The organism is Spirosoma luteolum, from assembly GCF_054778875.1.
The window spans coordinates 279,636-305,544 of the sequence record NZ_BAAGZE010000003.1 but is presented as its reverse complement, the minus strand read 5'-3'; the positions used below and the strand labels follow the sequence as shown (position 1 = coordinate 305,544).

18 protein-coding genes are annotated in these 25,909 nt (G+C 60.8%); 7 read left to right on the top strand and 11 right to left on the bottom strand.

The features are described from left to right. Positions 1 to 38: 38 nt before the first annotated feature. From ACYVAC_RS03960 to ACYVAC_RS03945, 4 genes are all read right to left on the bottom strand, one after another. Positions 39 to 1,151, bottom strand: coding sequence for an SMP-30/gluconolactonase/LRE family protein (locus tag ACYVAC_RS03960; RefSeq protein ID WP_461096276.1), 1,113 nt, complete (start codon positions 1,149 to 1,151; stop codon positions 39 to 41). 100 nt (positions 1,152 to 1,251) lie between these two features. After that, positions 1,252 to 2,466, bottom strand: a complete 1,215-nt coding sequence (locus ACYVAC_RS03955; RefSeq protein ID WP_461096275.1) for a Pycsar system effector family protein — start codon at positions 2,464 to 2,466, stop codon at positions 1,252 to 1,254. A gap of 15 nt (positions 2,467 to 2,481) precedes the next feature. Next, entirely contained in the window at positions 2,482 to 6,162 is a 3,681-nt protein-coding gene (locus ACYVAC_RS03950) for a BamA/TamA family outer membrane protein (RefSeq protein ID WP_461096274.1), read from the bottom strand. A 26-nt stretch (positions 6,163 to 6,188) separates the two neighbouring features. Further along, positions 6,189 to 8,513, bottom strand: a complete 2,325-nt coding sequence (locus tag ACYVAC_RS03945; RefSeq protein ID WP_461096273.1) for a hypothetical protein — start codon at positions 8,511 to 8,513, stop codon at positions 6,189 to 6,191. A 574-nt stretch (positions 8,514 to 9,087) separates the two neighbouring features. Here ACYVAC_RS03945 and ACYVAC_RS03940 point away from each other — a divergent pair. Beyond that, positions 9,088 to 9,480 (top strand): VOC family protein, encoded by a 393-nt coding sequence (locus ACYVAC_RS03940; protein WP_461096272.1) that lies wholly within the window; start codon positions 9,088 to 9,090, stop codon positions 9,478 to 9,480. 5 nt (positions 9,481 to 9,485) lie between these two features. Beyond that, positions 9,486 to 10,238 (top strand): Dph6-related ATP pyrophosphatase, encoded by a 753-nt coding sequence (locus ACYVAC_RS03935; RefSeq protein ID WP_461096271.1) that lies wholly within the window; start codon positions 9,486 to 9,488, stop codon positions 10,236 to 10,238. Here ACYVAC_RS03935 and ACYVAC_RS03930 read toward each other — a convergent pair. Beyond that, entirely contained in the window at positions 10,233 to 10,901 is a 669-nt protein-coding gene (locus ACYVAC_RS03930) for a peptidoglycan DD-metalloendopeptidase family protein (protein ID WP_461096270.1), read from the bottom strand. The two genes, ACYVAC_RS03935 and ACYVAC_RS03930, sit on opposite strands and share 6 nt — an antisense overlap. Before the next feature lie 226 nt (positions 10,902 to 11,127). Here ACYVAC_RS03930 and ACYVAC_RS03925 point away from each other — a divergent pair, with 226 nt between their 5' ends. Beyond that, entirely contained in the window at positions 11,128 to 12,624 is a 1,497-nt protein-coding gene (locus ACYVAC_RS03925) for a peptide MFS transporter (protein WP_461096269.1), read from the top strand. Between the two features lie 60 nt (positions 12,625 to 12,684). On the opposite strand, the gene ACYVAC_RS03920 is transcribed toward ACYVAC_RS03925, so the two are convergent. The 6 genes from ACYVAC_RS03920 to ACYVAC_RS03895 all read right to left on the bottom strand — a co-directional run bounded on the left by ACYVAC_RS03920 (position 12,685) and on the right by ACYVAC_RS03895 (position 19,114). Beyond that, positions 12,685 to 13,023 (bottom strand): translation initiation factor, encoded by a 339-nt coding sequence (locus ACYVAC_RS03920; RefSeq protein ID WP_461096268.1) that lies wholly within the window; start codon positions 13,021 to 13,023, stop codon positions 12,685 to 12,687. Between the two features lie 116 nt (positions 13,024 to 13,139). After that, positions 13,140 to 13,748: a class I SAM-dependent methyltransferase gene (locus ACYVAC_RS03915; protein WP_461096267.1), complete on the bottom strand. Its 609-nt coding sequence runs from the start codon at positions 13,746 to 13,748 to the stop codon at positions 13,140 to 13,142. 136 nt (positions 13,749 to 13,884) lie between these two features. Further along, the gene (locus ACYVAC_RS03910) at positions 13,885 to 14,670 is read right to left on the bottom strand and encodes a LytR/AlgR family response regulator transcription factor (RefSeq protein WP_461096266.1); all 786 of its coding nucleotides are present in this window, start codon (positions 14,668 to 14,670) and stop codon (positions 13,885 to 13,887) included. Continuing rightward, complete coding sequence (locus ACYVAC_RS03905; protein WP_461096265.1) at positions 14,667 to 16,139, bottom strand: histidine kinase; 1,473 nt, start codon at positions 16,137 to 16,139, stop codon at positions 14,667 to 14,669. The genes ACYVAC_RS03910 and ACYVAC_RS03905 overlap by 4 nt, the downstream gene beginning before the upstream one ends. A 72-nt stretch (positions 16,140 to 16,211) precedes the next feature. Beyond that, a complete protein-coding gene (locus ACYVAC_RS03900) occupies positions 16,212 to 16,877 on the bottom strand; it encodes a hypothetical protein (RefSeq protein WP_461096264.1) in 666 nt (221 codons plus the stop codon). Positions 16,878 to 16,918: 41 nt separating this feature from the next. Then, a complete protein-coding gene (locus tag ACYVAC_RS03895; RefSeq protein ID WP_461096263.1) occupies positions 16,919 to 19,114 on the bottom strand; it encodes a TonB-dependent receptor in 2,196 nt (731 codons plus the stop codon). 226 nt (positions 19,115 to 19,340) lie between these two features. Here ACYVAC_RS03895 and ACYVAC_RS03890 point away from each other — a divergent pair, with 226 nt between their 5' ends. The 4 genes from ACYVAC_RS03890 to ACYVAC_RS03875 all read left to right on the top strand — a co-directional run bounded on the left by ACYVAC_RS03890 (position 19,341) and on the right by ACYVAC_RS03875 (position 25,184). Beyond that, complete coding sequence (locus ACYVAC_RS03890) at positions 19,341 to 19,874, top strand: GNAT family N-acetyltransferase (protein WP_461096261.1); 534 nt, start codon at positions 19,341 to 19,343, stop codon at positions 19,872 to 19,874. 157 nt (positions 19,875 to 20,031) lie between these two features. Further along, positions 20,032 to 20,754 carry a (d)CMP kinase gene (cmk, locus tag ACYVAC_RS03885; protein ID WP_461096260.1) on the top strand — a complete coding sequence of 241 codons (723 nt, stop codon included), beginning with the start codon at positions 20,032 to 20,034 and terminating at the stop codon, positions 20,752 to 20,754. A gap of 3 nt (positions 20,755 to 20,757) precedes the next feature. Then, complete coding sequence (locus tag ACYVAC_RS03880; RefSeq protein ID WP_461096259.1) at positions 20,758 to 21,810, top strand: NAD(P)/FAD-dependent oxidoreductase; 1,053 nt, start codon at positions 20,758 to 20,760, stop codon at positions 21,808 to 21,810. Positions 21,811 to 21,914: 104 nt separating this feature from the next. Beyond that, the gene (locus ACYVAC_RS03875) at positions 21,915 to 25,184 is read left to right on the top strand and encodes a hypothetical protein (protein WP_461096258.1); all 3,270 of its coding nucleotides are present in this window, start codon (positions 21,915 to 21,917) and stop codon (positions 25,182 to 25,184) included. Positions 25,185 to 25,909 lie beyond the last annotated feature (725 nt).

Below are 25,909 nucleotides of genomic sequence, written 5' to 3'. Positions count from 1 at the left end.
CTCCGGGGCGGGCGCGCTGCTGTTTGGGGGGACCCCGCTTATTGAATCGTGATGTACGACATCGTATGAACGGCGTCGGCCTGGGTGTTCACGAAGTTTTTCTCGGGCTTGTCGAAGTTCGAGATATAAAGCCGGTTGCCTTTCAGCAGCACTTCGGCCGGCTGATCGAGTTTGCCGCCTGTGCCATCGGTGTCGGGGTTCTGCGCCAGCGTGCTGACGGTTCCGTCGGCCGCGACCACCATGATCGCGTTTTCGCGCGAATTACACACGTAGAGCTTGTCGGTTTTGCGGTCGACGATCAGGCCGTCGACGCAGGGAATCTTCTGGCTCAGCTTGAACACGCTGTTGGAGGCCAGGCTGCCGTCGGGTTTAAGCGTGATTTTATACATGGTGCCATCGCCAAATGAGCCGGTATAGAAGTTACCTTTGCTGTCGTAGTCGAGGCCATCGGCTCCGTTGTCGACACCCGTTTCGTTGACCGTGGTGGTGAAGGTAGTCAGCACGTGGGGGTCCATCGTTTTGGGTTTCAAACTGACGGTGCCTTTGTTGAGCTCATCGAGTTTGAAGTGGAAGATGGCGCTGCCCTTGTCGTTGTCGGGCATATCCCACTGGCTGTCGGTAACATAAATGGTGTTGCCTTTCCAGACCACGGCGTTGGCCAGCCCGAAGTTGACCACTACCGGCTCGATGCCGGCGGCTTTACCGTTCTGAATCCGGATACGCATCAGCCGCGACTTGTAGTTCTTGTCGTTCTCGTACTGATTTTCGGCGTAGTACAGATTACCGTCGGGGCCAAAGGCCAGATCCATGGGGGCCGCGTGTTTGGTGTCGGGCTGAACGGGCAGGCTGGTGAAAAACTGGAGCGAGTCGCCCACGTATTTCAGGATGACCCCGGGGTAGGTGTTATCGGCCAGATTGGGTACCGAGAGGTAAATGGTACCATCGGGCCCTTCGGCCAGGCCATCGGGGGTATTGTACTGGTCGGGCAGGGTGTTGAGCAGAACGGGGCTGCCGACGGTGCTGACGGTAGCGGTGGCCGATGCGGTGGTATCGGTGGTGCCAGCCGTTTCGGTATCGGCTTTCTGGGCAGACTGGCAGCCGGCGGCCAGCAGACCCAGGCCGAGCAGGAGCGGAGCAGAAAATACATTCATGGGGGCGCGTTGAGTATGCGTGAGTAACTGGGAGATAAACCCCCTGTTCGCCGAATTGTTGATACCCAGCGCGCTGGCGCCCCCGCTTCCGGGCCGATTGTTAGTTGCCGGTGATAACGAACACTACCAGAAACGCTAGGGTCGAGAGTACAAAGCCCAGCATAAACACCGTGTACGCAATGCGCAGCAGCCGGTATTTCTTGGCCAGCACCTGCCCCAGGTTGTAGATGTCGCGGGTCATGGCTTTGTAGAGGTAATCGCTGTCCTGCATCAACTCGCCCATCGTCCACTCGTAGTCGGTACGGCTCATCTGGTAGAAATTACCGAAAAACAGGGGGTTGCCTTTGCGCTGCTGCACATCTTTGCGGGTCAGGCTGCCGTGGTTCACATTGGGCCGGGTAGCCAGAATGGCACTCACGATGGTAAGCAGCGCACTGATCAGAAACAGGGCCGTAGGAATAATCAGGGCCGGATTTTCTTCGATCCGCCGGGGCAGAATCGAGACCAGCACCGATACCATGATCGAGTTGACTGAAATCAGAATGTTGGCCTTGCTGTCGGCAATTTCGCTCAGGTGCAGGTGGTTGGCCGACGTGGTCCGGAACATGGTTTCGACCCCGCGTTCGGCGCGTTTTTCCTGCTCTTTGGTTTTCGGGCGGTCTTTGTGGTCGCCGGGTTCGGCCGCTGGTTGCTGCTGGTTCAGGCGCCGGATGGCTTTCTGCTCGGCCTCCTTGTTGAGCAGCCGGCGCAGGTTGCGCGCCTGCCCATCGGCCTGCAGGGTTTGGGCGTAGTCGGTAAAATACCGGTGGTGCTGGAGAAAATCGATGTTTTTCTGCCGCCAGGTGCTGCCCTTCAGCGACTTGCCCGTCAGCTGTTCCAGCTCGTCGCGGAGCCGTTTCTGCCGGTCGTTGTAATCGGCTGCGCCCAGATGAAACAGGTCGGCATCGCACAGAATCTGTTCGGCCAGGGTCGTGGGCGACTGGGGCATTTTGGTGGCGCGGATGGCCCGCTGCACCCGGTCGGTATAGTCGGGCGTTGCGCCGGCATTCTCCAGAAAGGCAGTGGCCAGCGCCAGGCCAGTTTCTTCGTGCGCATCGGGCGGGCCGGCCAGGTAGCCCACATCATGAAACCAGGCCGCCGTCAGCAGCGCCTGCCAGTCGGTTTCGGGCAGGGCGTAATGCCGCGCCAGCTGGTCGGCTACGTCGACCACTTCGCGCGTATGGGCCAGGGTATGATATACCAGGGCCGGGTTGGGATGTTCGTCGAAAAACCGGACGACGTAGGTTTCGGCGCGGTCGGTAAGCGAAGGGTTCATGGCGTTAAAATAGGGTCAAAGACGAACACCGAGGGCAATATAAGGCAGAACCCCGTCGGGCGATACACCCACCGAGGCCGTCAGGACAAGCAGACTGGCCGGGGTCACGTAGAGGCCTCCACCATAGCCCGCGTGCCAGCGCGCCGACGACTCGCCCCGGAGCCACACCCGCCCCAGGTCGTTGAAAGCCAGCAGCCCCACGCTGCCCGGAAACAGATACGACGAGAAGTCGAACAGCTTGAGCCGGGCTTCGATGTTGTGGTAGAAGGCGTGGTTACCGGCAAAGCGGTAGTTGCGAAAGCCGCGCAGGTTGTCGTGCCCGCCCAGATACAGCAGCTGATAGAAGGCTGGTTTGCCGTAGGTGAGGCCCCCGCCCAGCCGGTTGGTAAGCAGCAGCCGCCCGCCCCGCCCCACGCGGTTGGTCAGGGTGAAGTCGGTACGCAGCTGGGTCAGGTGGTTGGGCTGATCGCTGAATCCCTGCAGGCCCAGCAGCGTTGTGTGCCACAGCACGCCCCGCGTGGGCAGCGCCGAATTGTCGCGGGTGTCGAGCTGAAACCCGAGCTGCAGACCGGCATAATTTTCCTGGGTCAGAAACGTGGCCGGATTGGGGAGCTGACTCACGTACTGCCGAATGAAGCGCCCGTCGTTTTCGTCGCCGTCGAGCCGGAAATGCTGAAAGACAGGCCCCGCCGTCAGGTCGAACTGGTTACTGAGCCGGCGCCGGAGCAGGGGTGTCAGGGTAATGAGGTTGTAGCGGGTGCGGTAGTAGCGGATGCCGCGGCTTTTGTCGTAAACCGTTTCGTTGCCTGTCCCGAAAAAATTGGTGACGTTGTCGGGGGCTTTGACCACCGCACTCAGCCACAGATCGTTCTGCCCAATCAGGTGAGTAAACTGGCCGTCGTAGCGAATGGAAACGGCTTTGGTGGCCAGCGCCCGGCGTACCAGAAGCCGCTGCATCGACGCGTAGGGGTCTTTGCGGAAACCGTGGTGCGTCCATTGCGCCCCGACCCCGATCAGGAGGCCGTCGTCGAGGTTGTAGCCGACAGACGCCAGCGGGGCTAGCCGGTCGTAGCGAAACGCGTGGGGATCGTAGCGGTTCACGGCCGGATCGGGGGCGGTATGCAGGCTGGCGCGGCCGGCCGGCGGCAGTTCGTTGGCCTCGGTACTCAGGTCGTAGATACGGGGTTTGGCAACGCCTTCCGCCACCGTGAACCGATCGTTGCCCGCCCCGCCGATCAGCCGCACGACCAGGCGACTAGGATCGGGCCGGCCCGCGTTTGCCGAGGGGGCGTTGATGACCTCGAACTGATCATTGCCGCCACGGCCGTAGAGCCGGATTTCGTGGGTAACGGCGGGGTCGAACACGCGGTAGTAAAGCCGTTGCGCCCGTTCCCCGCGTTTGGTGATCTTGAACACCGACACGGCCACCTGTCCATTGGCCCGGTGCTCGACCCGAAACAGCTCCGTCTTGTCGGAGCCGGGAATGTCGACCGCTCGCGCCAGAAAACGGTAGTAGGTCAGGCCCTCCTGCCGCAACCATCCCCGCCGGGTCTTGAGCAGGGCCAGCAACTGCGGTCCTGCCTGCTGGCGGATGGGGGCCGGCAGGCGGTCGATAGCCCTGGCCAGCACCGCATCGGTCCAGGCCGCCTGCAGGGCAGTAATTTCTTCTACCCAGTCCTGCGCGTTCAGGCCCGGCAGAAACAGCCGGTCGAGAAAGCGGGCGTTGTACATGAAGCCGTCGACGTTGGCCAGTTCGGCGCGGAAACCCTGCAGTTTGGGCTGCAGCCAGGGCGCGGCCGCAATGGTCGGAAACAAACCGTTGGCCCGGAAAAAGACCTGGTCGCGGTCGCGTGGAATGGGGTAGTAGACGTTGCTGGTGGCGGTTTTTCGGCTACCCCAGCGCCACTGATCTTCGTGCCGATCCCAGTCGCCGATGAGCAGGTCGAGCATGCGGGCCCGCAGCAGCGCCCGCTCATCTACCTGATTGTCGTTGTCGTCTTCGAGGGCGTCGAGCAGTTTCGGGGTGCTGATGGATTTGCCATCGCCGGGGTTCCGCTCCTCAAGCAGACACACCGTTTGGGCGAAGTCGGCCCGGTAGGTATCGAGGGCCAGATCGTCGGGTACATATACGACCCGCGGGTTGGCGTGTGGCACACCGGCGGCCTGCGCCAGGGGTGGTACGGCCAGCGCCGAAAACGGGTGGCTGGCCGAAATTTCATCCTGCAGCACGGGGCGGGCAATGGTTTCGCGCAGGTTGGGCGGCAGGGCCGAGGTGGGGTCTTTCTGGATGGTACGCAGCACCCACTCGTGCCCCGACGCATCGGCCAGCCGCAGCGATTTGGTTTGCATGCCACCCCCGCGCTGCAGCACCCTGAACCCGCCCTGGGTGCGGCTTATGTCGAACACGGGCAGCGTGACCGGGGTGGCCCAGGCCCGGCGGTAATTGGTGCCGAGCAGCAACCGGTGCAGGGTGCCTACGCTGTCGTAATCTGGTGCCACAGCCACCCGCATACTGTCGGGCCAGGCAGGGCGGGTGGTCTGCCCGGTCTGCGCAACGGGCGTGGGGCGACTGGTGAAGAGTGGAGCGCTGTAGGCCCGGGTCGCGCTGGCCTGCTCGTCGACGGTATAGAAGGTAGCTGTCAGCCGCCCGTCAGTCAGTTCATCGAGTACTACGTAGCCCCAGTCGGAGCTGACAAAACGGGCCAGCTTACCGGCTTTGACCCGCTCGCGGTTGATGCCCGACCCACTCACAATAAACGATCGGTTGCCGTCGACAATGTGCTGGAGGGCGTGGTCGTGGCCCGATACAAACACCAGGTTGGGCGCCTGGGCCAGGGCCTGTTCGATGGCGCGGGCCATGCGCTTGTAGGCGGGGTTGGCCAGGTCCTGAATGTTGCCGAATACGCCCCGCATGAGGGGATAGATCGAGCCGATTACGGGCAGGGGCACATACAGGTTGGGCGAGAATTCGGTCAGCGGAAACAGATGCTGCTTAAGGGTGTAGTAGCCCCCATGAATACCGTAGCTGCGAAACGGGTGGTGAGCCGCCACGATGATGCCTTTGTCTTTGTAGCGGGCCGCCAGGTCGGTCAGGCGGGTCGTAACGGCGTCGGGTGTTTTGCAGTCGCAGTCCGACGTTTCGCCCGGCTTGTCGTAGGGGTGCAGCCACCATTGCGTATCGAGCGCTATCAGAATCAGGTCGTCGCCCAGCGGTACCACCATAGGGTCGGGACAACCGTTGGCCGGAAGCAGCCGGATATTGGGCGACTGCAGGCTGTCGAGCAGCCGGCCCTGCCGCCGTATGCGGTCCCAGCCGTCGGGTTTGCCCTGGGTCCAGTCGTGGTTGCCGGGAATAAATACGACCGACGATTGCCGGCCCAGGGCGGGGGCCGCCTGGTAGCGCAGTATCTGCGCCATCTCGGCATAGTCGGGGCTGGCGGGGTCGGGCAGGCCTCGGGGGTAAATGTTATCGCCCAGGTAAACGAGGGTGGTGGCCGGATCGTTGAGCGAATAGCGGGCTGCTACCGCGTCGACAACGGGGTTCTTGCCCTGCCGCAGCCGGCCGGCATCGCCGATCAGAATAACGCGCTGCCGAACCGAGTCGGGCCGCGCCGACTGGGCCAGCAGCCGCCCGGACTGGCTAAGGATGCCCAGCAGGCTCAACAGGCCGAGCGTGGTTGTCTGAAAACGATTCATACAGTGAGGTAGTGAAAAACGGGTAATCAGTCGGCATACCGGATCGAAACGTGCAGCGCTTTCAGATTGGTAAGGCCCTGCAGGGGAGCCAGGTCTACGTAGGTCAGGTCGGGTTCGAGCAGCCCCTGTGCCTGCAGGTCTGCAATAACGGGCAGATAGTCAGTCAGCTCGCCCCGGTGGCTGTATACCACCGCCAGCCTGTCGGGTTGGGTAAGGCGCTGGTCTGTACCGGCTACGTAGGCCTTGTCGATGCGTTTTTTGAGCACTTCGTAGCGGATGCTGTACGAGCCGTCGACATCGAACCGGTGCTCGTCGTGCCGAAAACTGATGTCGACCGGGTATCCGTGGGCCAGAATGAGCTGGGTGGTGCGTAGCGGCAGGGGCAGCAGGGGCAGCAGCCGGTGGGTGAGCCGCGCCAGCGTAACCATCGACCGGACCTGCCACTCGGCAAACTGCCGGCGGTGGCTGCCCGTAAAGGGCTGATTGGGGGCTATCGACTGCCCCGCGTAGAGCGTGTAGTCGAGGCCGTCGGTCCGGTAGCGTTCGGCGTAATGGGGGTAGATGGCCTGCAGGCCGGCTTCTTCCTGGCTGAGGTAATCGTTGAGGGTGGCATTGATCCAGCTGATGCTGCGATCGAAGGCTTGCAGGGCGCGGTTGAACCGGCCCGAATGCGGGTCGGTCTGGCTGAGATACTGCTGCAGGGCGGCATCCCAGGCCGACTGATCGTTGACCGTTAGCCGGCGGCAGAACGGATGCACCTCCTGCCCTAAAAACCGGTCGATATCCTGTTCGTCGTCGGCCCGGAGCCCCGTCCGGAGCCGTGTCTGCCAGTGTCGAACCTGCTCGTGCAGCGCGGTCAGGCCCGGCGGGCTGCCTGCGCCGGCCAACTGGCCCAGCAACACATCGACCGCCGTCAGCTGGTCGGACAGGTCCTGATGCACGGCCCGGTACCGCTCGACCGACGAGTCGCGGATGTCGATGGCGCCGTAGAACGGGAAAAGCTGTCCGAACGCCACCCGGGCCGTGTTTGTATCGGTTATGGGGCCGTCGCCCCGGCGCATCAGTGCCCAGGCCACGTCGTAGAATTTCCAGGCCACGGCGGGCTGCAGGGGGGTAAACTGTTTTTTGATGAGCCGTTCCAGCCGCTCCCGAAACTGGTGGAGCTGGTACCGCAGTAACTCCTGAATAAGCGGCAGGACGTGTTCAAGCTTTTTCAGGATGGTTTCGTCGAGCACATCGGGCCGGGGACTGCTGATTTCCAGCACGCCCAGCAGCGTGTTGACCGAGGCAATCGGGTAAAGCAGAAAGCCCTGAATTCCCTGTTCGGTCAGCGTCAGCCGGTTGGTCTCCGACAGTCCGTCGAGGTTCGGAAACAGGTAGGGAATGGGGTGCTGCATGAATTTTTTCAGAACCGGCTCCACCGTCAGTTCGTCGGGGCGGGGGGCGGCCTGCTGTCCGGCGTGGCGCAGAAACAAACTGCGTTTGCGCCGGTCGGGGTGCTGCACGTAGGTGCCGTTGACCTGCGGCAGCGGCACAATGTGAATCTGCAGGTCGGGCTGCCCGCAGAGGTTGCGCAGGGCCGTTTCGAAGCGATGATCGATCGCCGTTTCCGTGTCCGACTGCAGGTGGGCAAACACGTCCTGCAGCTGCTGAATGGTTTCGGATTCGGTGATGTCTTCGATCCGAAAAAACGAAAATCCTTCGAAGTGGAAGGTGTGGATGGGCAGCGGCTCGGCCGGCAGGGCGTAGCTGTCGCCGTTGGCGAAGTCGATCCAGGCCTGTTGCAGCGGGGGCAGCGTAGGGCCGGGCAGGGCATCGACAAACGACAGGTTGATGTCGATGCGGTAATACCGGATCAGGCCCTGCTGTTCGCGCTGAAACCGCATCGACGGCAGTGTCTGGCTGGGCATGGCTACCCGATAGCATTTCTCCAGAATAACCCGGTACACGAACCGGTAGCGCTCGATACGGCTGTCGATATCGGGTACCTGATCGAGCAGGTCGGGGTATTGCTGGGTAAGCTGGGCAAAAGCCGCCGACTGATGATACAGCACCACCGGGGCCGGCAGGCCGAAGGCATAGGGCGTGGCATCGGTGGTGCTGACGAGCGGCAGCACGGCCAGTGTGGCCAGTTCGAACAGCTCGCCCAGCCGCTCCGGCGCCAGGGTACTGGCCGGATTCTCGACCAGTACAGCCGGGGCAAACTCATTGATCAGGTTGTTGTAGAAGTCGGCCAGTGCCGGGGAGGTAGTGTCGCGTCGCCGGTTGGTCAGGTAGTCGACAAACGGTCGAAACGACAGGCGAAACAAGATTGGCTTCTCGACCGATGTGGTTTCGTACAGTGATTCCATAGTGAATGCATAATCCGTAACCGGGCTGTCTCCGGCCCGTCGGCCCCCAAACGGGAGCGGGTTGGCCAGGGGCGGTGCCCATATCAAAAAACAGGCTTGCCGGGCGGCTGGTACGGCGCCAGTGGTCCGGGCCAGCGCACCGGGCGGGAGAGCGGTATCGGCCGGGCGGTTCGGTAATACCGTAGAGCCGATACAGCCGGGCCGCCAAACCCAGGGTGCGCATAGGCTGTCAACAGGGCGCCGACGCCAATGGTTTCACCATGAATCCTGCCGACAGATGGGGTATAAAGTTGACCACCAGTGACTTATTGCCGGTCGGGGGACATCGGACCGTTTCGGGTGCGCCAACCGGCGTATCCGACCACGCGTCGGTCGGGTAGCGTCGACGTTGTGTTCGGGATACAACCGACCAGCTGGCGGACTGTCGATCAGGTGATTAGGCGTCGGGTGGGAGCGGGTCGTCGCGCAGCCGGACCGGCACTGCTGTCCGGAATCGGGGCTTCCGGTGTACCTTCGCGGAGCTGTCCCACCCGCTCCGCCGGCAGAGGCAGCTGCACACAATCTGCATACGCCAATGAACCAAACCATTGCCCATGTATCGCTGCTGGTCGGCGATTATGACGACGCCATCGCGTTTTACACCCGGCAGCTGCGCTTTACGCTGCTCGAAGACACGCGCCTGAGCGATACCAAGCGCTGGGTGCGGGTGGCGCCCCCCAACAGCACCGGCACAGCCCTGCTGCTGGCCAAAGCCGACGGCGACGAGCAGCGGAAGCTGATTGGCAACCAGGGGGGCGGCCGGGTCTGGCTGTTTCTGTACACCGACGATTTCTGGCGCGACTACCAGGCCATGCAGGCGCAGGGGGTTCAGTTTGTGCGCGAGCCCGTGGAGGAGGCCTACGGCACGGTGGCCGTGTTTGCCGATCTCTACGGGAACCGCTGGGATTTACTGCAACCCAGGGCATGACACCGATGACCAAACCAACGGCGGTTTTCTGCTGGAGTGGCGGCAAAGATTCGGCCCTGGCCCTCCATCGTGTGCAGCAGGCAGGTGCGTACGAAGTGCGGTACCTGCTCACTACGGTCAATGACGCCCTGGCGCGCATTTCCATGCACGGCGTTCGGGAAGCCCTGCTCCGCGAGCAGGCAATGGCTCTTGGACTGCCCTTGCTCACGGCCCGGGTGACCGACAGCACCTACGAAGGCTACGAACGGGCCATGCAGCAGGCCCTCGAAACCGCCAGGGCCGAGGGCATCGAAACGGTGATCTACGGCGATATTTTTCTGGAAGACCTGCGCCGGTACCGCGAGGCCAGCCTGGCCCCGCTGGGTATGACCGCCGTTTTTCCGCTCTGGCAGCAGAACACGCACGCCCTGATTGCCGACTTTGTGGCGCAGGGTTTCCGAACGGTGCTCTGCTGCACCAACGATGCCTGGCTGGGGCGCGACTGGGTTGGCGCCGAGATCGACGCGACGTTTGCCGGGCGGCTACCGGCCGGCGTCGACCCCTGTGGCGAAAACGGCGAGTACCACACGTTCTGCTACGACGGCCCCATTTTTACCCGGCCGGTGGCCCTTACCCGGGGCGAGGTGGTTTATAAACCGCTCGACATACCGACCGGCGTGGATACGACCGGCGTGGACACGTCCGGCGTGGATATGCCCGCTGAGCGGCCCGTTACGCGGGGCTTCTGGTACGTCGACCTGCTGCCGGCCGGTTCATAGGCCTGGAATCTGGAGCAGGGTGTTGGGGTCGGGGCAGATCGATAGAAAAAAGGCCCGGTCGGCCACGGCGCATACGCCCGGAAAATCGCCCCGGCGGCCGAGTAGATCGGTCATCAGCTGAAAATGCAGGTGCGGGGGCCAGTCGCCGTTTTCGGGGTAGGGGCCAAGCGCTGCGAGGGGGTCGCCAGCCCGATAAACCTTCCCCTCGTACAGGCCCTCGAGCGACGCCAGCGATAGGTGGCCGTACAGGCTGTAGAGCGGTTTGCCGTCGATCCGGTGTTCCAGAATAATGGTAGGACCGTAGTCGCCGAAGCCGGCGTTGTTCTGAAAGCTGTGCACGACCCCATCCAGCGGGGCCAGCACGGGCATGCCGGCCTCGGCCCACAGGTCGATGCCGAGGTGAATTTCGCGCGGCCCGGTCTGGCTGGTTTCGGCCACCTGCTGAAAGTGGGGGCTGCGCCGATAAATGACCCGGTGCTCATTGTAGCCCCCCACGCCTACCACCGCGCCGGCGTGGCGCAGCTGGCCAAATACATACCGGCTGAAAGCGGCCGTGTTGGTCAGGTCAAGCGGGGGATTGCGGTCGGGGGCCAGGTCTGGATTGGCGGCCGAAAAGTCGAGAATCAGGTAAGGGTCGTGGCTAAAGTCGATCGGCAGCAGCATAGCGGGTGTCGGTTGGGTGCTGCAAGTTAGTTGCCGGTTTGGTACGGCGTCGGTATCTTTACCGTTCTGTTTTGGTAAAACCGCCAAATTATCTTTTGTTGGTCTGTGCTCAGAAACCCGTTTCGGCCAATCGGGCCGCCGGGTATTTTGCCACGATCGGGCGTTGCTAAACCAACCGAATCATCAACAATCAAACCATCAAAACCTAGCTAAACGATAACACTACATGGAATCAACACTTGCTCAACCGGCAGCCCGCACCGGCCATCCCCGGGGCCTTTACGTCCTGTTTTTTACCGAGATGTGGGAACGGTTCAGCTACTACGGCATGCGGGCTATTCTGCTGCTGTTTCTGATCGACAACATACGGGGCGGGATGGGGCTGAACGAAGCCGAAGGAGCCGCCATCTACGGCATTTATACGGCATCAGTCTACCTGTTGTCGCTGCCCGGCGGCTGGATCGCCGATAACCTGCTGGGGCAGCGCAAGTCGATCTGGTACGGCGGGCTTATCATTATGCTGGGCCACATCATTCTGGCGTTTCCGGCGGGGGCGGCCCTGTTCTACCTGGGTCTGTGTGTGGTAGCCCTGGGCACGGGCCTGCTCAAACCCAACATCAGCACGCTCGTGGGTGAGCTGTATCCCGAAGGCGGGGCCCGGCGCGACGCGGCCTTTTCGATCTTCTACATGGGTATCAACATTGGCTCGTTTCTGGGTATCACCATTGTCGGGTATCTGGGTCAGAAAGTGGGCTGGCACTACGGTTTCGGCGCGGCCGCTGTTGGGATGGGGCTTGGCCTGATCACCTTCCGGCTGCTGGGCCAGAAACACCTGAGCCACCTGGGCAACAGCCCCCGCAAAGCTGCGGCAACGGAGCCGACCTCCTCGGGCGGCAGCCGGTCGCTGATTGGCTTCCTGGTGGGTCTGGTGGCTGTTTTTGTGGTACTGCAGCTGACGGGTGTACTCGACCTGACCACCGCGCAGGGACTGGCGCAGGCCATGGGCGGCATCATTTCGCTGATCGCCGTTAGTTACTTTCTCTACATCCTGCTGGCCGGCGGACTCGACCCGGTCGAGAAAAAACGGGTCGTGGTGCTGTTCGTTTTCTTTCTGGCCTCGGCGGCCTACTGGGCCGGCAATGAGCAGCAGGGCTCATCGCTGCAGATTTTTGCCGACCGCTACACCAATCTGACGTTTCTGGGCTGGCAGATGCCTTCCAGCTGGTTTCAGAATCTGAACCCCGCCTTCATCGTGATTTTTTCGCCCGTGCTGGCGTCACTCTGGGTGTTTATTGCCAACCGCAAGCTGAACTACAGCGTGCCGGCCAAGATGGCTACGAGCCTGATTTTACTCGGTCTGGCCTATGTGGTCATGGTCTTTGCCGCCCGTATTGCCGTGGCCGGTGGGCAGACATCCCCTCTGTATCTGGGCGGAACCTACCTGCTGTTTACGCTGGCCGAGTTGTTTCTGAGTCCGGTTGGGCTGAGTTCGTTTTCCAAACTGGCGCCAAAACGGTATGCCAGTCAGCTCATGGGGCTGTGGTTCGTCGGCTCATCGCTGGGTAACCTCATCGCCGGTTTGTTTGCGGGCGGTTTCGACGAGAAAAATGTAGCGCAGATGCCGCAGCTGTTTCTGAACGTCGTCTTTTTCAGCCTGGGCTTTGGTGTCCTGCTATTCCTGTTCTCGGGCAAACTCCGCAAGTGGATGGGCGGCATCGAATAGAGCGCACCTGACCAGTCCAGCGGCCCGGCGGCTGATTCGGATACCCTGCACGGGGCCGGATCAGCCGCCGGCTTTTTTGGCCTTGTACTGTTTGGCCGTGAGCCACGCCAGCACCTTATCGCGGTGGTCGCCCTGAATCAGGATTTCGGCGTCTTTTACCGAGCCGCCGGCCCCGCAGGCGGCTTTCAATTGTTTGCCCAGATCGGCCAGGTCGGCATCGGTGCCGATGAAGCCGCGCACGGCCGTCACCACTTTGTTGCCACCCAGTTTCACCAGCCAGATTTTCAGCTGCTGCTGCGCGGGTGGCAGGGTGTCGGCCTGGGGCGTCTCGTCGGTCTGGTAGGCAAAGCTGGGGTCGGTGGAGTAAACGACCCCGCTGGCGCGCGATTTCTTGCTCATACCACAAAAGTACATATTCGGGCTATTTGCCGGTGCCGTGCCGCATCGTACCCGGCGCGCAAAAAAAAGCCAGTCGGTCCGACTGGCTCTCGCGCGTGAATGGAAGGAGTGTATAGTCAGGACTGACGGGCAATCAGCTGCACCAGGGCGGCTTCACCGGCCGGGTAAGGACCCGACGCCAGCTGTTCGATCTGATCGCGGGCCAGCAGCAGCTGCATGGGCCGGAAATCGACCGCCAGTTCGGGGACCGAATACAGGCAGGCCTGCTCACGCGGCCCGCCCGTTGGCCTACCCAGCTGCCGTTTGTGAAACGCTTCGAGCAACAGATGCCCCGCCGGCCGCACCCACTCCACGGCATTCCGGTGAACGCGCTGCCGAAGAATGGGGGGCATGTGGGCGAAAAGCAGCGCCACCAGATCGAAGGCGGCCGGGGGGGCGTCGAAGGTTTCGAGCAGTACCGCCCGGTAGTCGACCGACAGGTTCAGCGCCGTGGCCTGTTCCCGCGTTTGGCTGGCCAGTTGGTTGCCGTAGTCGAGCAGCGTAACCTGCCACCCCCGACAGGCTGCATACAGGGCGCACCCGAGCTGGCTTTCGGTGACCAGCAGCAGCCGGCCCGGGGGCAGCTGATCGATTATCGACTGAAAGAACGGTGAGGGAGTCGTATGGGCGGCATGGATACTATCCTGCTGGCAATCTTCCTGATGGGTAAGCGCAGATAATTCCATAAACGACCGGCAGAACTCCGTGTTTAATCTGTAGTTAGTGTCTTTTCAAGAGAGGGTTATTTGTTAGACATGGTTATTTTCAAATAGTAACAGGCTGACTGTCGATTAGCCGTTTCTGGAGCCGGTGGGAGGTTGATTACAGATCGAGCAGTTGCCGAACGGCGTCGCCGTAGGTGCTGCCGGTGGTCAGCTGGCTGGCTTTTTTATCGGTCAGCACCAGGCGGTATTTGCCATCGAAGTGGCGATGGGCTTCGCTTATTTTGTGCCGGTTGACGAGCGCCGACCGGCTGATGCGCACAAAAGTGTCGGGTAGTTTGTCGGCCAGGCTGGTGAGTGTATAGCTGGTCAGAAATTTCTGACCGTCGGTGGTCGAGAGAAAGACGTATTTGTCTTCGGCTTCGAAAAAGGCCACGTCGGCCAGCGGAATCAGCCGAATCTTGTCACCCGTTTTCACCGAGATCGAGTGCACTTCTTTTTTGGGCTGCATCTGAGCCAGCAGCCGCGCCAGATTCTCGGTCGAGAGCTGCGAGCCAACGGGGGCAGTGCTGTCGGAACGCTCGACCAGTACTCTGATTTTCTGGGCCGTACGGGCCAGTCGTTCCGCTTCGATAGGTTTGAGCAGGTAATCGATCGAGTTTTCTTCGAAGGCCCGAATGGCGTACTGATCGAAGGCCGTGGCAAATACTACCAGCGGCATCCGGGTCAGGCGGCTGAGCATGTCGAATCCATTGAGCAGCGGCATTTCTATATCCAGAAAAATAACGTCGGGCTGGCGGGCTTCGATCAGCGAGAGGCCTTCGGCGCCGTTGCTGGCTTCGCCGATTATGTCGAAGGTATCGGCGTGTTTGGTAAGCAGTCGGCGCAGGCGGCTGATGGCCAGCGGTTCATCGTCGATGAGCAGGGTTTGCAGCGGGAAATTCATTGGGGTTGGGTCGTGTGAAACGGGCCGTTCTGCCGAATCCGGGCCAGATTCAGGGTAAGTACGACCTGTTTGATGGGTGTATTCTGAAAGTCGATGGCGGCTTCATCGCCATACAGCAGCCGGAGTTTATCCTGAATGCTGCGCAGGCCGTAGCCGCCGTTCATGTTTGTCGAAAAGTCGGGGCCATTGTCGTGCACACAAAGCGATAGCTGGCCTTCGTTTTCGTAGATCCGGATGTCGATCCGGCCAGCATCGGCGCGTTTGCTGATACCGTGTTTGATAGCGTTTTCGACGATGGGCTGGAGCAGAAACTGCGGTACCTGCAGACTGAGCAGGTCGGGGTTGGCCACGTCGATTTCGAACGAGAGCCGGCTGCCAAACCGCACCTGTTCGACCTGAAGATACGTTCTGACCATGTCGAGTTCGTCGGCGAGGGAGGCAAACAGCTCGCCCGCCCGCCCCGTCGAATGCCGGAACAGCTTCGAGAGCAGCAGCGTCATTTCCTCGGCCCGGTCGGGGTCGTCGTGTACCAGGCTGGCAATGCTGTTGAGCGAATTGTAGAGAAAGTGGGGGTTGATCTTGGCCTGCAGCGCATCGAGTTCGGCGCGGGTTTTCAGTTTTTCGAGGTTCAGCAGCTGCACCTCCTGATCCGACAGCTTACGCGTTAGCTGCCGGCCCTGCTGCAGCACATACAGAAACAGGTTGGCTACCAGTATATCGCCCAGCACGTATACATACCAGGGGCCGCTGTCGCTGCCGGTACCCGGCCGCCTGGACAGCGCGTCGATGATGGTGCGGGCCATCGTCATATACAGGCCCGAATTAATCAGCAGGAAGCTGGCTATAACGCAGATACTGACAATCAGATGTCGTTTCCAGACGCTGCTGAACCGCCGGGCCAGCCAGCCCGACAGCCCCCAGGCAATCAGAAAACTAACCACACCATCGACCACATTCTGCACGATAATGAATCGGTACAGACCCGCAATGAGTGGATCGGTGGTGGTGGCAATGAGGTTGGTGAAATACACGATGCCGCTGATGCCGTAAACCAGCAGCGCCCCCATCAGCGAGCCCAGCATAACGCCCCATACCGGTTGGCGGAGCAGGTTGGTCAAGGTCAGGGCATCGGGCGGGGGAGCGGGGGCATCGGCCCCGGCGCCCGAGAAGTTGAACGAAGCGCCCTGCACCCGGGCGCCCGTCAGGTTTACATTGTCGAGCTGGCTGAAGCTGAGGTTGGCCTCCCGCAGATCGGCATCGGCAAAATCGGCGTCGTTTAGTTTGGCAAAGCTCAGGTTGGCCCGGTGCAGAATGGCCGTCCGGAAATTGGCGCCCCGCAGGTTTGAAAAGCTCAGGTCGGCCCCGGTCAGGTCGATACCGCTGAAATCGAAACCGGGCAGGTCGGAGCCCCGCAGGCGTACCTGTTGGCCATTACGGGCCAGTGAACGAAGAAGTTGATCGCGGGTCATGGCAGCGAAACGTACGGGGTAAGACATGGGCGGGTGGCTGGCCATCGGTAGCGGCCAGCCCGCCAGCCAGAACTAGTTGCATTTGGTGAGCATGGGCTCGATCTGCTGTTTGCCCCAGGCCGGTGCGAAGGTACTGGCGGGCTTAAACGTAGCCAATTTTTCCATAGCCTGTTTCAGTACCGGACAGGCTTTGTCGGTGCCACCGCCAAACTGCGCGGGCGTATATAGCAGCGACGAGCCTTCGAGCACGTAGGGGCGGGGGTTGGCGGGGTTGAGCGTTTTAGCCTGCTGAATGCCGGCCTGAAACAGGGGGCCGTACTGCTGCCAGCGGCTCATCGGGTCGACAACCATCCGGGCCTGGGCTACATAGGCTTTCAGCACGGCCAGTTCATCGTTGTTGGGCGCCAGAGCACTGGCGGCTTTCAGGTTCAGGTCGGCCTGGTCGAGGTAGCGGTCCTTGCTGGCAGCATCGGCGCCCATAAAACCCAGGTAAATGTAGTTGAGGGCGGCATAGTAGCGGGGGAGCCACTGCCCCGTTTCGACGCCGGCAATGCGCTCGAACTGGTTGGCCGAGGCCAGCAGGTCGGTGGTGGCCGGCTGCCCCCGGCGGTTGTTCATGGTGGTCAGGGCGTCGGTCATGGCCTGCGCGTACTGGGGGTTTTCGGCCGGCTGCTGGGCCAGGGCGGGCATGCCGGCGCTCAGCAGCGCTGCAACGAGGGAGGTGAGGAGGGTTTTCATGGGAGTTGACAGGGGATGGGGATTGCTTGTCGGTTGATTGATTACAGGGATGACGGATCGAAGGTGGCGCGTTTGTTCAGCATCAGCATGGCTCCTACGAAGAAGCTGCGGTACGACTGCGGCCCCACGGCGTAGCGGGTCTGCCCATCGGCGGTGTAGCGGTAGGTAAACACGTTCTGCGTATTGAGCAGGTTGTCGACGGTGGCGTAGAGAACCAGCAGGTTGCCTTTAAGGCTGGTGATGTGGCTGGCCGAGAAACTGACGTTGTGAACACCCGGCGTGCGGTCGGTCAGAAACTGGCTGGCGGGGCGGTTGGGGTTGTAGTAGGGTCGGCCGCTGCTGACGGTGTAGGTCAGACCCAGGTTGGTTTTGATGGGTTCGAAATAACGTTTGGTGATGACGCTGACGGTATGGTTGGCGATGAAGGTGGGCGTGGCGGTGGTAATGTACTGCTGAAAGAGCCGTTTGGTGTCGACGTAGCTATACGTGATCCAGTAGTCGAGGCCGTTGACCGACTGCTGATCGCGCCAGAAGACATCGAATCCGCGGGCGTAGCCGGAGCCGCTGTTGGTTGTCTGGCCGTACGGAAACCGGTACGGATTAGCGTCGAACGGTTCGGGCTGGCCGGGCTGGGCCGTAAACTCGCGGACCAGCTGCGCGTAATTCTTGTAGAATGTCTCGATCCGGAATGTGCGTTTATTATAAATACGCTGGTAGTTCAGAATCAGGTGGTCGGCCCGCTCAAACGTCAGGCTGGTGTTGCGGTACAGGTAGCGGTGATCGGGGGTCTGGTAAAACTGCCCGGCGGCCAGGGCTATCTGGCTGTAGCGCCCGGTTTTGTAGGCAACCGACAGTCGGGGGGCCAGGTTGGCGCGGTGCAGACTGGATGCGTATTCGGCCCGAAGCCCGGTTTGTACGGCCAGGTGGCGGCTCAGGTAAAGCTGCGATTCCACAAACACGGCGCCGTAGTTGTCGCGCAGGCGGTAAGACCGACCCGATACGGTATTGCCCAGACCAATCGAGTGGGCTTCCAGCCCCGCCAGCAGGGTACCGGCGCCGTGGGTACCCGTGCCCAGCTGACGGCTCAGTACCAGCCGGCCCTGCAGGCGTTCGCTGGAGCGGTCAAAATCAAGGCTGTCGAAGCGGGTCTGGTCGGTATCGCGGCTGTAAGACAAACCGGCATTGAGGGTCCAGCGGCCATCGGCCCACTGATCGGTGTAGGTGCTCGTCACAAACAGGTTGCGGTTGTGCTGGCGCAGCGCCATACGGCCGGTTTCGCTGGCCAGATCGCGGACGTTCATGCCCAGTTGGCTGTCGCTGTACATACCGTAGAGTTTCAGTAGCCCGTTTTTGGTGGGTTTGAGCCGGTAGGTCAGCGACGAGCCGCCGTAGGTGGGCACCCGAAACCAGTCGACGGTTTGGGGAACCAGGGCAAACAGGGGTTTAAGGTTGCCGTAGTAGGCCGTGGCCGATACCGACGAGCGGGCCGATGTATGATCGTAGGTAAGGCCGGCGCTGGCCAGATTGAGGCTTACGGTCAGGCCATTGCTGCTGCCCAGGTCGGTGGTATTGAGCAGCAGTACGCTCGACAGCGCCTGGCCGTACTGGGCCGAATAGCCCCCCGTGCTGAACGACGTACCCCGAAACATAAACGGCTGGAACCGCCCCCGCGACTGCACGTCGGGCAGGGCGCTGAAATAAGGATTCTGCACAATCATGCCGTCGATTACTACTTTGGCTTCGGCATTGGAACCGCCCCGCACAAAGAGGCCTTCCTGTTCGCCCACGCGCTGGGTGCCGGGCAGCAGGTTCATGGCCGCCGTAATATCGGCACCGGCGCCGGCCGTAGTTACGATGTCGATGGGTTTGAGCATGGTCATGCGTTTGGCGTCGGAGGCTTCGAAAGCCCCGGCTGTAATAACCACCGTGTTCAGTTCGTTGGCCAGTTCGTGCAGGCGAATGGTGAGGGCGGGGGTCTGCCCAATGGTAATCGGGCGCGTGGCGGGCTCGTAGCCGACGTAGGAGACAAACAGGGTTGCGGTGTCGGTGCGACTGGTGCTGAAACGGAAAGCGCCGGTGGTGTCGGTCGAGCCGCCGTCGTAGGTGCCCCGGATGAGTACGTTGGCGCCGGGGAGTGGCTGGCCACGCTCATCGGTGACCCGGCCCGTCAGCATCGACTGAGACCAGAGCGGGCGAACCGTGAGCAGCAGGAGCAGAACGAGTAGAAATGGTTTCATGGCTGGCTGGTATTGTGGCTGGAAGGATGGGTCAAAACTAGGGCGGCCCGTAGCCCGGCACCCGCTTTTTCCGACCAAGTCCGTCCGCGCCGGTGTGAATACCGGTTCCGGCCCGATGAAAAATCCGGAAAGGGCTGGCCTCCGTAACCTTTCCCGAAGCCAGCCAGCAACATTTGTCAGCAACACTGGTTACTTTTAGCAAACCCAAACCCGCTTTTATCGCCCCTTGATCACGTTTCAACTCACCAACTGTCGCCTGCGTCCCTGGCGTGAGGGCGATGAGGAGTCACTGTCGCACTACGCCAGCAACCGGCTGATCTGGAACAACGTCCGTGATTTCTTTCCCTATCCGTACACCCCGCGCGATGCCCAGTCGTGGGTGCGTTCCAACAAGTCGTATCAGCAGCCCAACAACTTTGCCGTCGAGGTCGACGGGCAGGCGGTGGGTAACGTTGGGTTTACCGTTAAAGACGACATCTACCGCTACAACGCCGAAATCGGCTACTGGCTGGGCGAGCCGTTCTGGGGGCGGGGTATCATGAGCCAGGCCGTACCCGTGGTGACGAAATACATCTTCGAGCATTTCCAGGTCAACCGGGTGTTTGCCTGCGTGCTGGAGGGTAACAGGGGGTCGATGAAGGTGCTGGAGTCGGCTGGTTATCAGCACGAAGCCATTCACCGCAAAGCGGCCGTAAAAAATAATCAGTACCTCGACGAGCACGTCTACGCCCTGCTGCGGGCCGAGTTTCGGGCACTTTAGGCAGGTGGTCGGTTTGCCGATCCACCCGTTTTATGGTTATTTTTGCCGGGTCGGGCGGCCGGCCGCGCCGGATTTCGCCCCGTCAGTGATGCCTGGGCCGGTGCTGCCCGACTCGTCTGATCAAGTCACTAAGTGCCGCTTCGGCGGACCCCGTTTCATGCCGAAGATCGTTATCGCCCTTGATGGCTATTCCAGTTGCGGAAAAAGTACGACGGCCAAAGCCGTAGCCGCCCGTATGGGCTACGGCTATATCGACACCGGCGCCATGTACCGGGCCGTGAGTCTGTATTTCCTGCGCGAGCACGTGTCGCTCTCCAACCCGATCGAAGTAAAAGCCGCGCTCGAAAAAATTCATATCACCTTTAAATACAACCCCAAGCTGGGCAAAAACGAAACCATCCTGAACGGCCTGAACGTAGAGGATGAGATTCGGAAGATGTATATCTCCAACATTGTCAGTGAGGTAAGTGCCATTCCCGAAGTGCGCTGGGCCATGGTGGCGCAGCAGCAGAAGATGGGCCGCAAACGGGGCGTTGTGATGGATGGCCGCGATACGGGCACCAAAGTGTTTCCGGATGCCGAGCTGAAGGTGTTTATGAGTGCCGATACCTACACGCGGGCCCGCCGGCGGCAGCAGGAACTACTGGCCAAAAACGAACTGGTAAACCTGGAAGATATTATTCAGAACCTCGAGAAGCGCGACAAAATCGACAGCACCCGCTCTGAAGGACCACTAGTAAAAGCAGACGATGCGCTCGAACTCGACACGTCGCACATGACCATCGAGGAGCAGGTCGAGTGGGTGATCGAACAGGCCGACCGGCGGCTGGCCGAGCTGCACCGCGAGCAGCAGGAGAAGCGTAAAGCCGTTAAAGGCTGATCCATGACCATCGACTATCTGATTGTCGGGCAGGGCGTGGCGGGGTCGGTACTGGCCTGGACCCTCGACCAGCGGGGGGCTACCGTGTTGCTGGCCGATGATCCGGGGCAGCCCTCGGCCTCGGGCGTGGCGGCTGGCATCGTTAACCCGCTCACGGGCCGCAAACTCGTTCGGACCTGGAAAGCCGACGACCTGTTTCCGTTTCTGCACCAGTTTTACAGCGCGGTCGAAACGCAGCTGGGCGTACAGTTTTTCCATCCCAAAACAATCTACCGTCCGTTCCGGTCAGCATCCGAAAAAGCCGACTACCTCGCCCTGACGAACGACCCGGCTATCCGCCCCTACATCGGCCTCACCACCGACGATGCGGCTCTGGCCCCCTACGTCAATAATCCCTTCGGCGGGCTCAGCGTGGCGCAGGCCGGCTGGGTCGACCTGACGGAGTTTGTGCGGGTCATCAAAGGCTACTTTATCCGCAAGAACCAGTATTACGAAGGGGCCGTACAGCTCGATGAACTGAAGATCAACGAGGCATCGGTGATTTGGAAAGACGTGCGGTTCGGAAAGGTGATTTTCTGCGACGGTACCCAGGCAGCCGCCAATCCGCTCTGGAACTGGCTGCCGTTCAACCCTGTAAAAGGGCAGATTTTAACCGCGCTCATCGACGATTATCCTGTCGATGCCATTGTCAATCAGGGCGTATTTGTGCTGCCCGTGCGGCCCGGTCTGGTGCGGATCGGGGCTACCTACAGCTGGCACGACCTCGACTGGCAAACAACCGATGAGGCCCGGCAGTTTCTGGAGACGAAAGCGCAGGCACTGCTCCGGGTGCCGTTTCGGGTGGTGGGGCAACAGGCGGGCATCCGGCCGTCGAGCAAAGACCGGCGCCCTTTTATCGGCCTGCATCCCGATCATCCGTCGGTGGGTATCTTCGGCGGTATGGGAACCAAGGGCGTATCGCTCTCGCCTTACCTGGCCGAGGGCTTTGCGCGCCACCTGCTCGACGGTGAAGAAATCGATTCGGAAGCGCATATTAGCCGTTGCGTTTCGTTATAATAGCGTTATCGGAAATCGGTTGGGCCAAACCGGCCGGCGGGCAAAGCGGTATCAACTGCTAACCGGTTGGCAATCAACCCGACAGTTGCTGTTTTTCTCGTCGTATGCGAAATCATTACATTCTGCTGGTTGGCCTTTGGCTGGGAACGCTGGGCGTGGCTGCGGCCCAAAATTACCCGTCGCTCGAACGGTTCGGAAAAAACCGGATTCAGTACCGGAACTTCGACTGGAAAATCATCCGGACGGCCAATTTTGAAATATACCACTACCAGGATGGCGCCCAGCTGGCCAACCTGACCGCGCAGTATGCCGAGTCGGAGTTTGATCGCATTACTGAACTGCTGGGTTATACGCCCTACAACCGCGTTAAGATTTTTCTGTTCAACTCCCCGCAGGAGCTGGCCCAGAGCAACATCGGGCTCAACACGCAGGGCGGTCTGAGCAGCCGCGAACTCGACCTGTCGAAGTCGCGCATCGAACTGGCTTTCACCGGCGACCAGGTAAGCTTCCGGCGGCAGATCGTTCGCGATGTGGCCATGCTCTTCGTCTACGACATGCTCTACGGCGGCAGCCTGAAAGACGCCCTGCAGAACTCGCTGCTGCTGACGCTGCCCGACTGGTTTATGCCGGGTATTGCCGCTTACATTGCCGATGGCAACAGCCTCGAGCTCGACGATTACATGCGCGACGTGGCCCTGACGCACCCGGTTAAGAAACCATCGGTGCTGGCTGGTGCCGAAGCCGAACGGGTAGGGCAGTCGATCTGGAACTATATCGTGCAGCGGTACGGCCGTGACAACGTGTCGAACATCCTGAACCTGACCCGCATCATCCGCAACGAGCAGCGCAGCATCTCCAGTACACTGGGGGTTCCCTACAGCCGGTTTCTGCGCGAGTGGAACGAGTATTATGCCGGGATGGCCAACACCGTCGGGCAGGCCTACCGCAGCGGGGGCGATGATTTCCAGCTGAAAGTATCGGGCGATGAGGGCAGCATGGCCCTGCGCAGTCTGAAACTCAGCAAAGACAAACAGTATATCGCCTACTCGACCGTGCGCGATGGCAAGTTCAGCGTCGAGGTCGTGAACACGGCTACCCGCAAAAAGACAACGGTACTGACCGGGGGCTACCGGCTCGACGGGCAACCCGTCAGAACCAGCACCCCGCTGCTGGCCTGGCAGCGCGACAATCAGCTGATTGTGCTGACCAACGAAGGGGGGCAAAACCTGATGTATCAGTTTGCCAGTTTCGAGAAGAAACCGAAGCGCCAGTTCCGGCGGGTGGTCAACGGCCTGTCGCAGATCGTATCGGTCGATGCCTCGGACGATGGCGGCAGCCTGATTCTAAGTGCCGACCGGCAGGGTCAGAACGATTTGTTTCTGTACAGTATCAACCGGGGTTCTTACCAGCAGATCACCAACGATCTCTACGACGACATGAACCCCCAGTTTGTGGGGCGCACGGCGCGGCAGATCGTGTTCAGCTCGAACCGTACCGACGATACCCTCGGCGTGACCAAAGGTACGTACCGCGACATCCGCGACCGGATGAACCTGTTCAGCCACGAAGGTTCTGCGCGCGACCGGTCGCTTACGCGCCTGACCGATTCGCTGATCAACGCCACCCAGCCCATTCCGGCTGGTGAACAGCTTGTCTATTTTCTGAACGACGAGGCTGGTATCCGGAATCTCTACCGGCTCAATACCGAGTCAGGATCAATTGGTCAGCTGACTACCCTGGCTGAAAGCATCCGGCTCTACGACCTCAATCCAGAATCGGGCGCGTTTGTCTACAGCAGTCTAAAAAATGGACAGGAGTATATCGGCTTCCGGTCGAAGCTCGATCTAACCCAGTCGACATCGGCCGTGCCAACCCCACGCGGAGCTTCGCTTCGGTCGGCCGCGGCCCGGCAGGCGGCCATCCGGGCTGCGCAGACCCCGATTGCTGTCCGGCGCGATACCGTGGCCCGGACCGATACCGCCCGCGCCACCACGGCTCCCGCAGCTGTTACGGTCGGGCCGGGTCGGCTGGCACTCGGTCCCGGTGAAGTCGATACCGATAATTATCAGTTCGATGCCGATGTGCTGAAAGCCGTGGAAGCCCGGCAGCGCCGGTCGGCTACGGCGCCGGCAGCTGCGCAGGCACCCCTGCCCCGCAGCCGCCGGCGCGAAAACATCACCATCCGCGGGCCATTCCCCTACAAAGGGATTTTCGGTATCAACGACGCCACGTCGAGCTGGCGCATCGACCCGGTTCGGGGCTTTGGCTACTCGCAGGACGTAACCCTGACCGATCTGCTTGAAAACCACGTGCTGCGGGCCGGCCTCTTTATTACGACGACACTACGCAACAGCGATCTGTTTGCCGAATACACCAACCTGAAACACCGGGTCGACTTTGGGGCGCGGGTCGACCGGCAAACGCTCTTCGTCGATGCGGCCGGTCTTACCCAGAAATACCGCTATAACCGATTCGGCGTATCGGCATCGTACCCCATATCGGTAACGACGCGCTTTACCGTATCGCCTTTCTATGCCATCACGCGCCTGATCGACCTGACTTCGTTTAGCGAAGCCGACCGTACGTCTGATTTTGCAGGGCTGCGGGCCGAGGTCGTGTTCGACAACGCCAAGTCGAGCGGTATGAATCAGCTGGTCGGTACCAAAGCCAAACTCCGTTTCGAGGAGTACGCCGGGCTGCGGTCGGCCGACGAAGGGTTCCGGCGTATCACGCTCGACCTGCGCCATTACCAGCGCCTGCACCGCGATCTGGTGCTGGCTACCCGCCTGTCGATCAGCCAGTCGGGCGGGCCATCGCCCAAGCAAAGCACGCTGGGCGGCATGGATAACTGGATTGGCTCGCCGGGAGCGATCAAGGAGCAGATTGCCGCCAACCCCCTGCTGATTCCGAACCAGATTCCGAACCAGATTCCATACGACTACCGTAATATCTTCTTCACCGACTTTGCGGCTCCGCTGCGTGGATTCCGGCAGGGCAAGCTGACGGGCACGAGCCACATGCTCTTCAATGCCGAGCTGCGACTGCCGCTGGTGCGTTACCTGTACCGGGGCAATGTCACGTCTAACTTCCTGCGCAACCTGCAGCTCGTGGCCTTTACCGACATCGGCACGGCCTGGGCGGGCAAAGGCCCCTTCAGTCAGCAAAATTCGTTGAACACCGAAGTAGTTGGGGGGCCGCCCATTCCGTTCCGTGCCACGGTTACCAATTTCAAGAATCCGTTCCTGATTGGGTACGGCGCGGGGGTTCGGACGGTGCTGTTCGGTTACTTTGCCAAGTTCGATTACGGCTGGGGGCTTGAAAATAAAGTCGTGAGCAAACCAATTGCTTACCTGACCCTGGGATACGACTTCTGATACGGCTGCTGGCTGTACCAGTATCAATGGGCTGCCCTGACCGGGCAGCCCATTTTTGCGTTCAGATCGATCGCAGGCGGCTGTAAACCGGATCAAAAGTCCCCATTTTCCGGATAGCGGTCGATTTCGGGGCTTCCGGCGGGGCCGGCCGAAGGACCCATACTTGGCATAGTTTTGGCTAACTCGCTAGCGCGCACGCAGCCGGGCCGGGTGTGTGCCTGGTTTGGATAGATTCCTTCCGGCAACGTAAGATCAAGTCAGGCGTTCTATCCTACCGGATAAATAAAACCGGCCCATCCTTCCTCTTCTATATAGATTGACAAAAGACTAGCCTTTGGCATAGTTTTCGATCAATTCATGTGGGCCCACATGGCTCATCTTGTAACTGTTACTTAACGATTACTTACTGGTCAGAATCCTGCTCTTTGATTTATTGTCTGGAGCACCAGGATACCGATTTAAATTTCATCAATGATGGGGGTAACTTCTACTCAAGCGTTCATACAGCGTCTTCAGAGCTTTGTTCGTCAGATTGGTGTCCGTACGGGGTTGCCAATGCTAACCTTCATGGCTTATCTGACGCGGTTTCTGCGTCCTTTCACGCCCATAGGAAGCCGGCTGGCGCAGGAGATATCGACCCCTGTCGAACCCGCCACATCGATCAGCGCGATGGAGTCTCCCCCTCCGTTGCCACTACCCCCCCCGAATCGATGGTCGGTCGACGC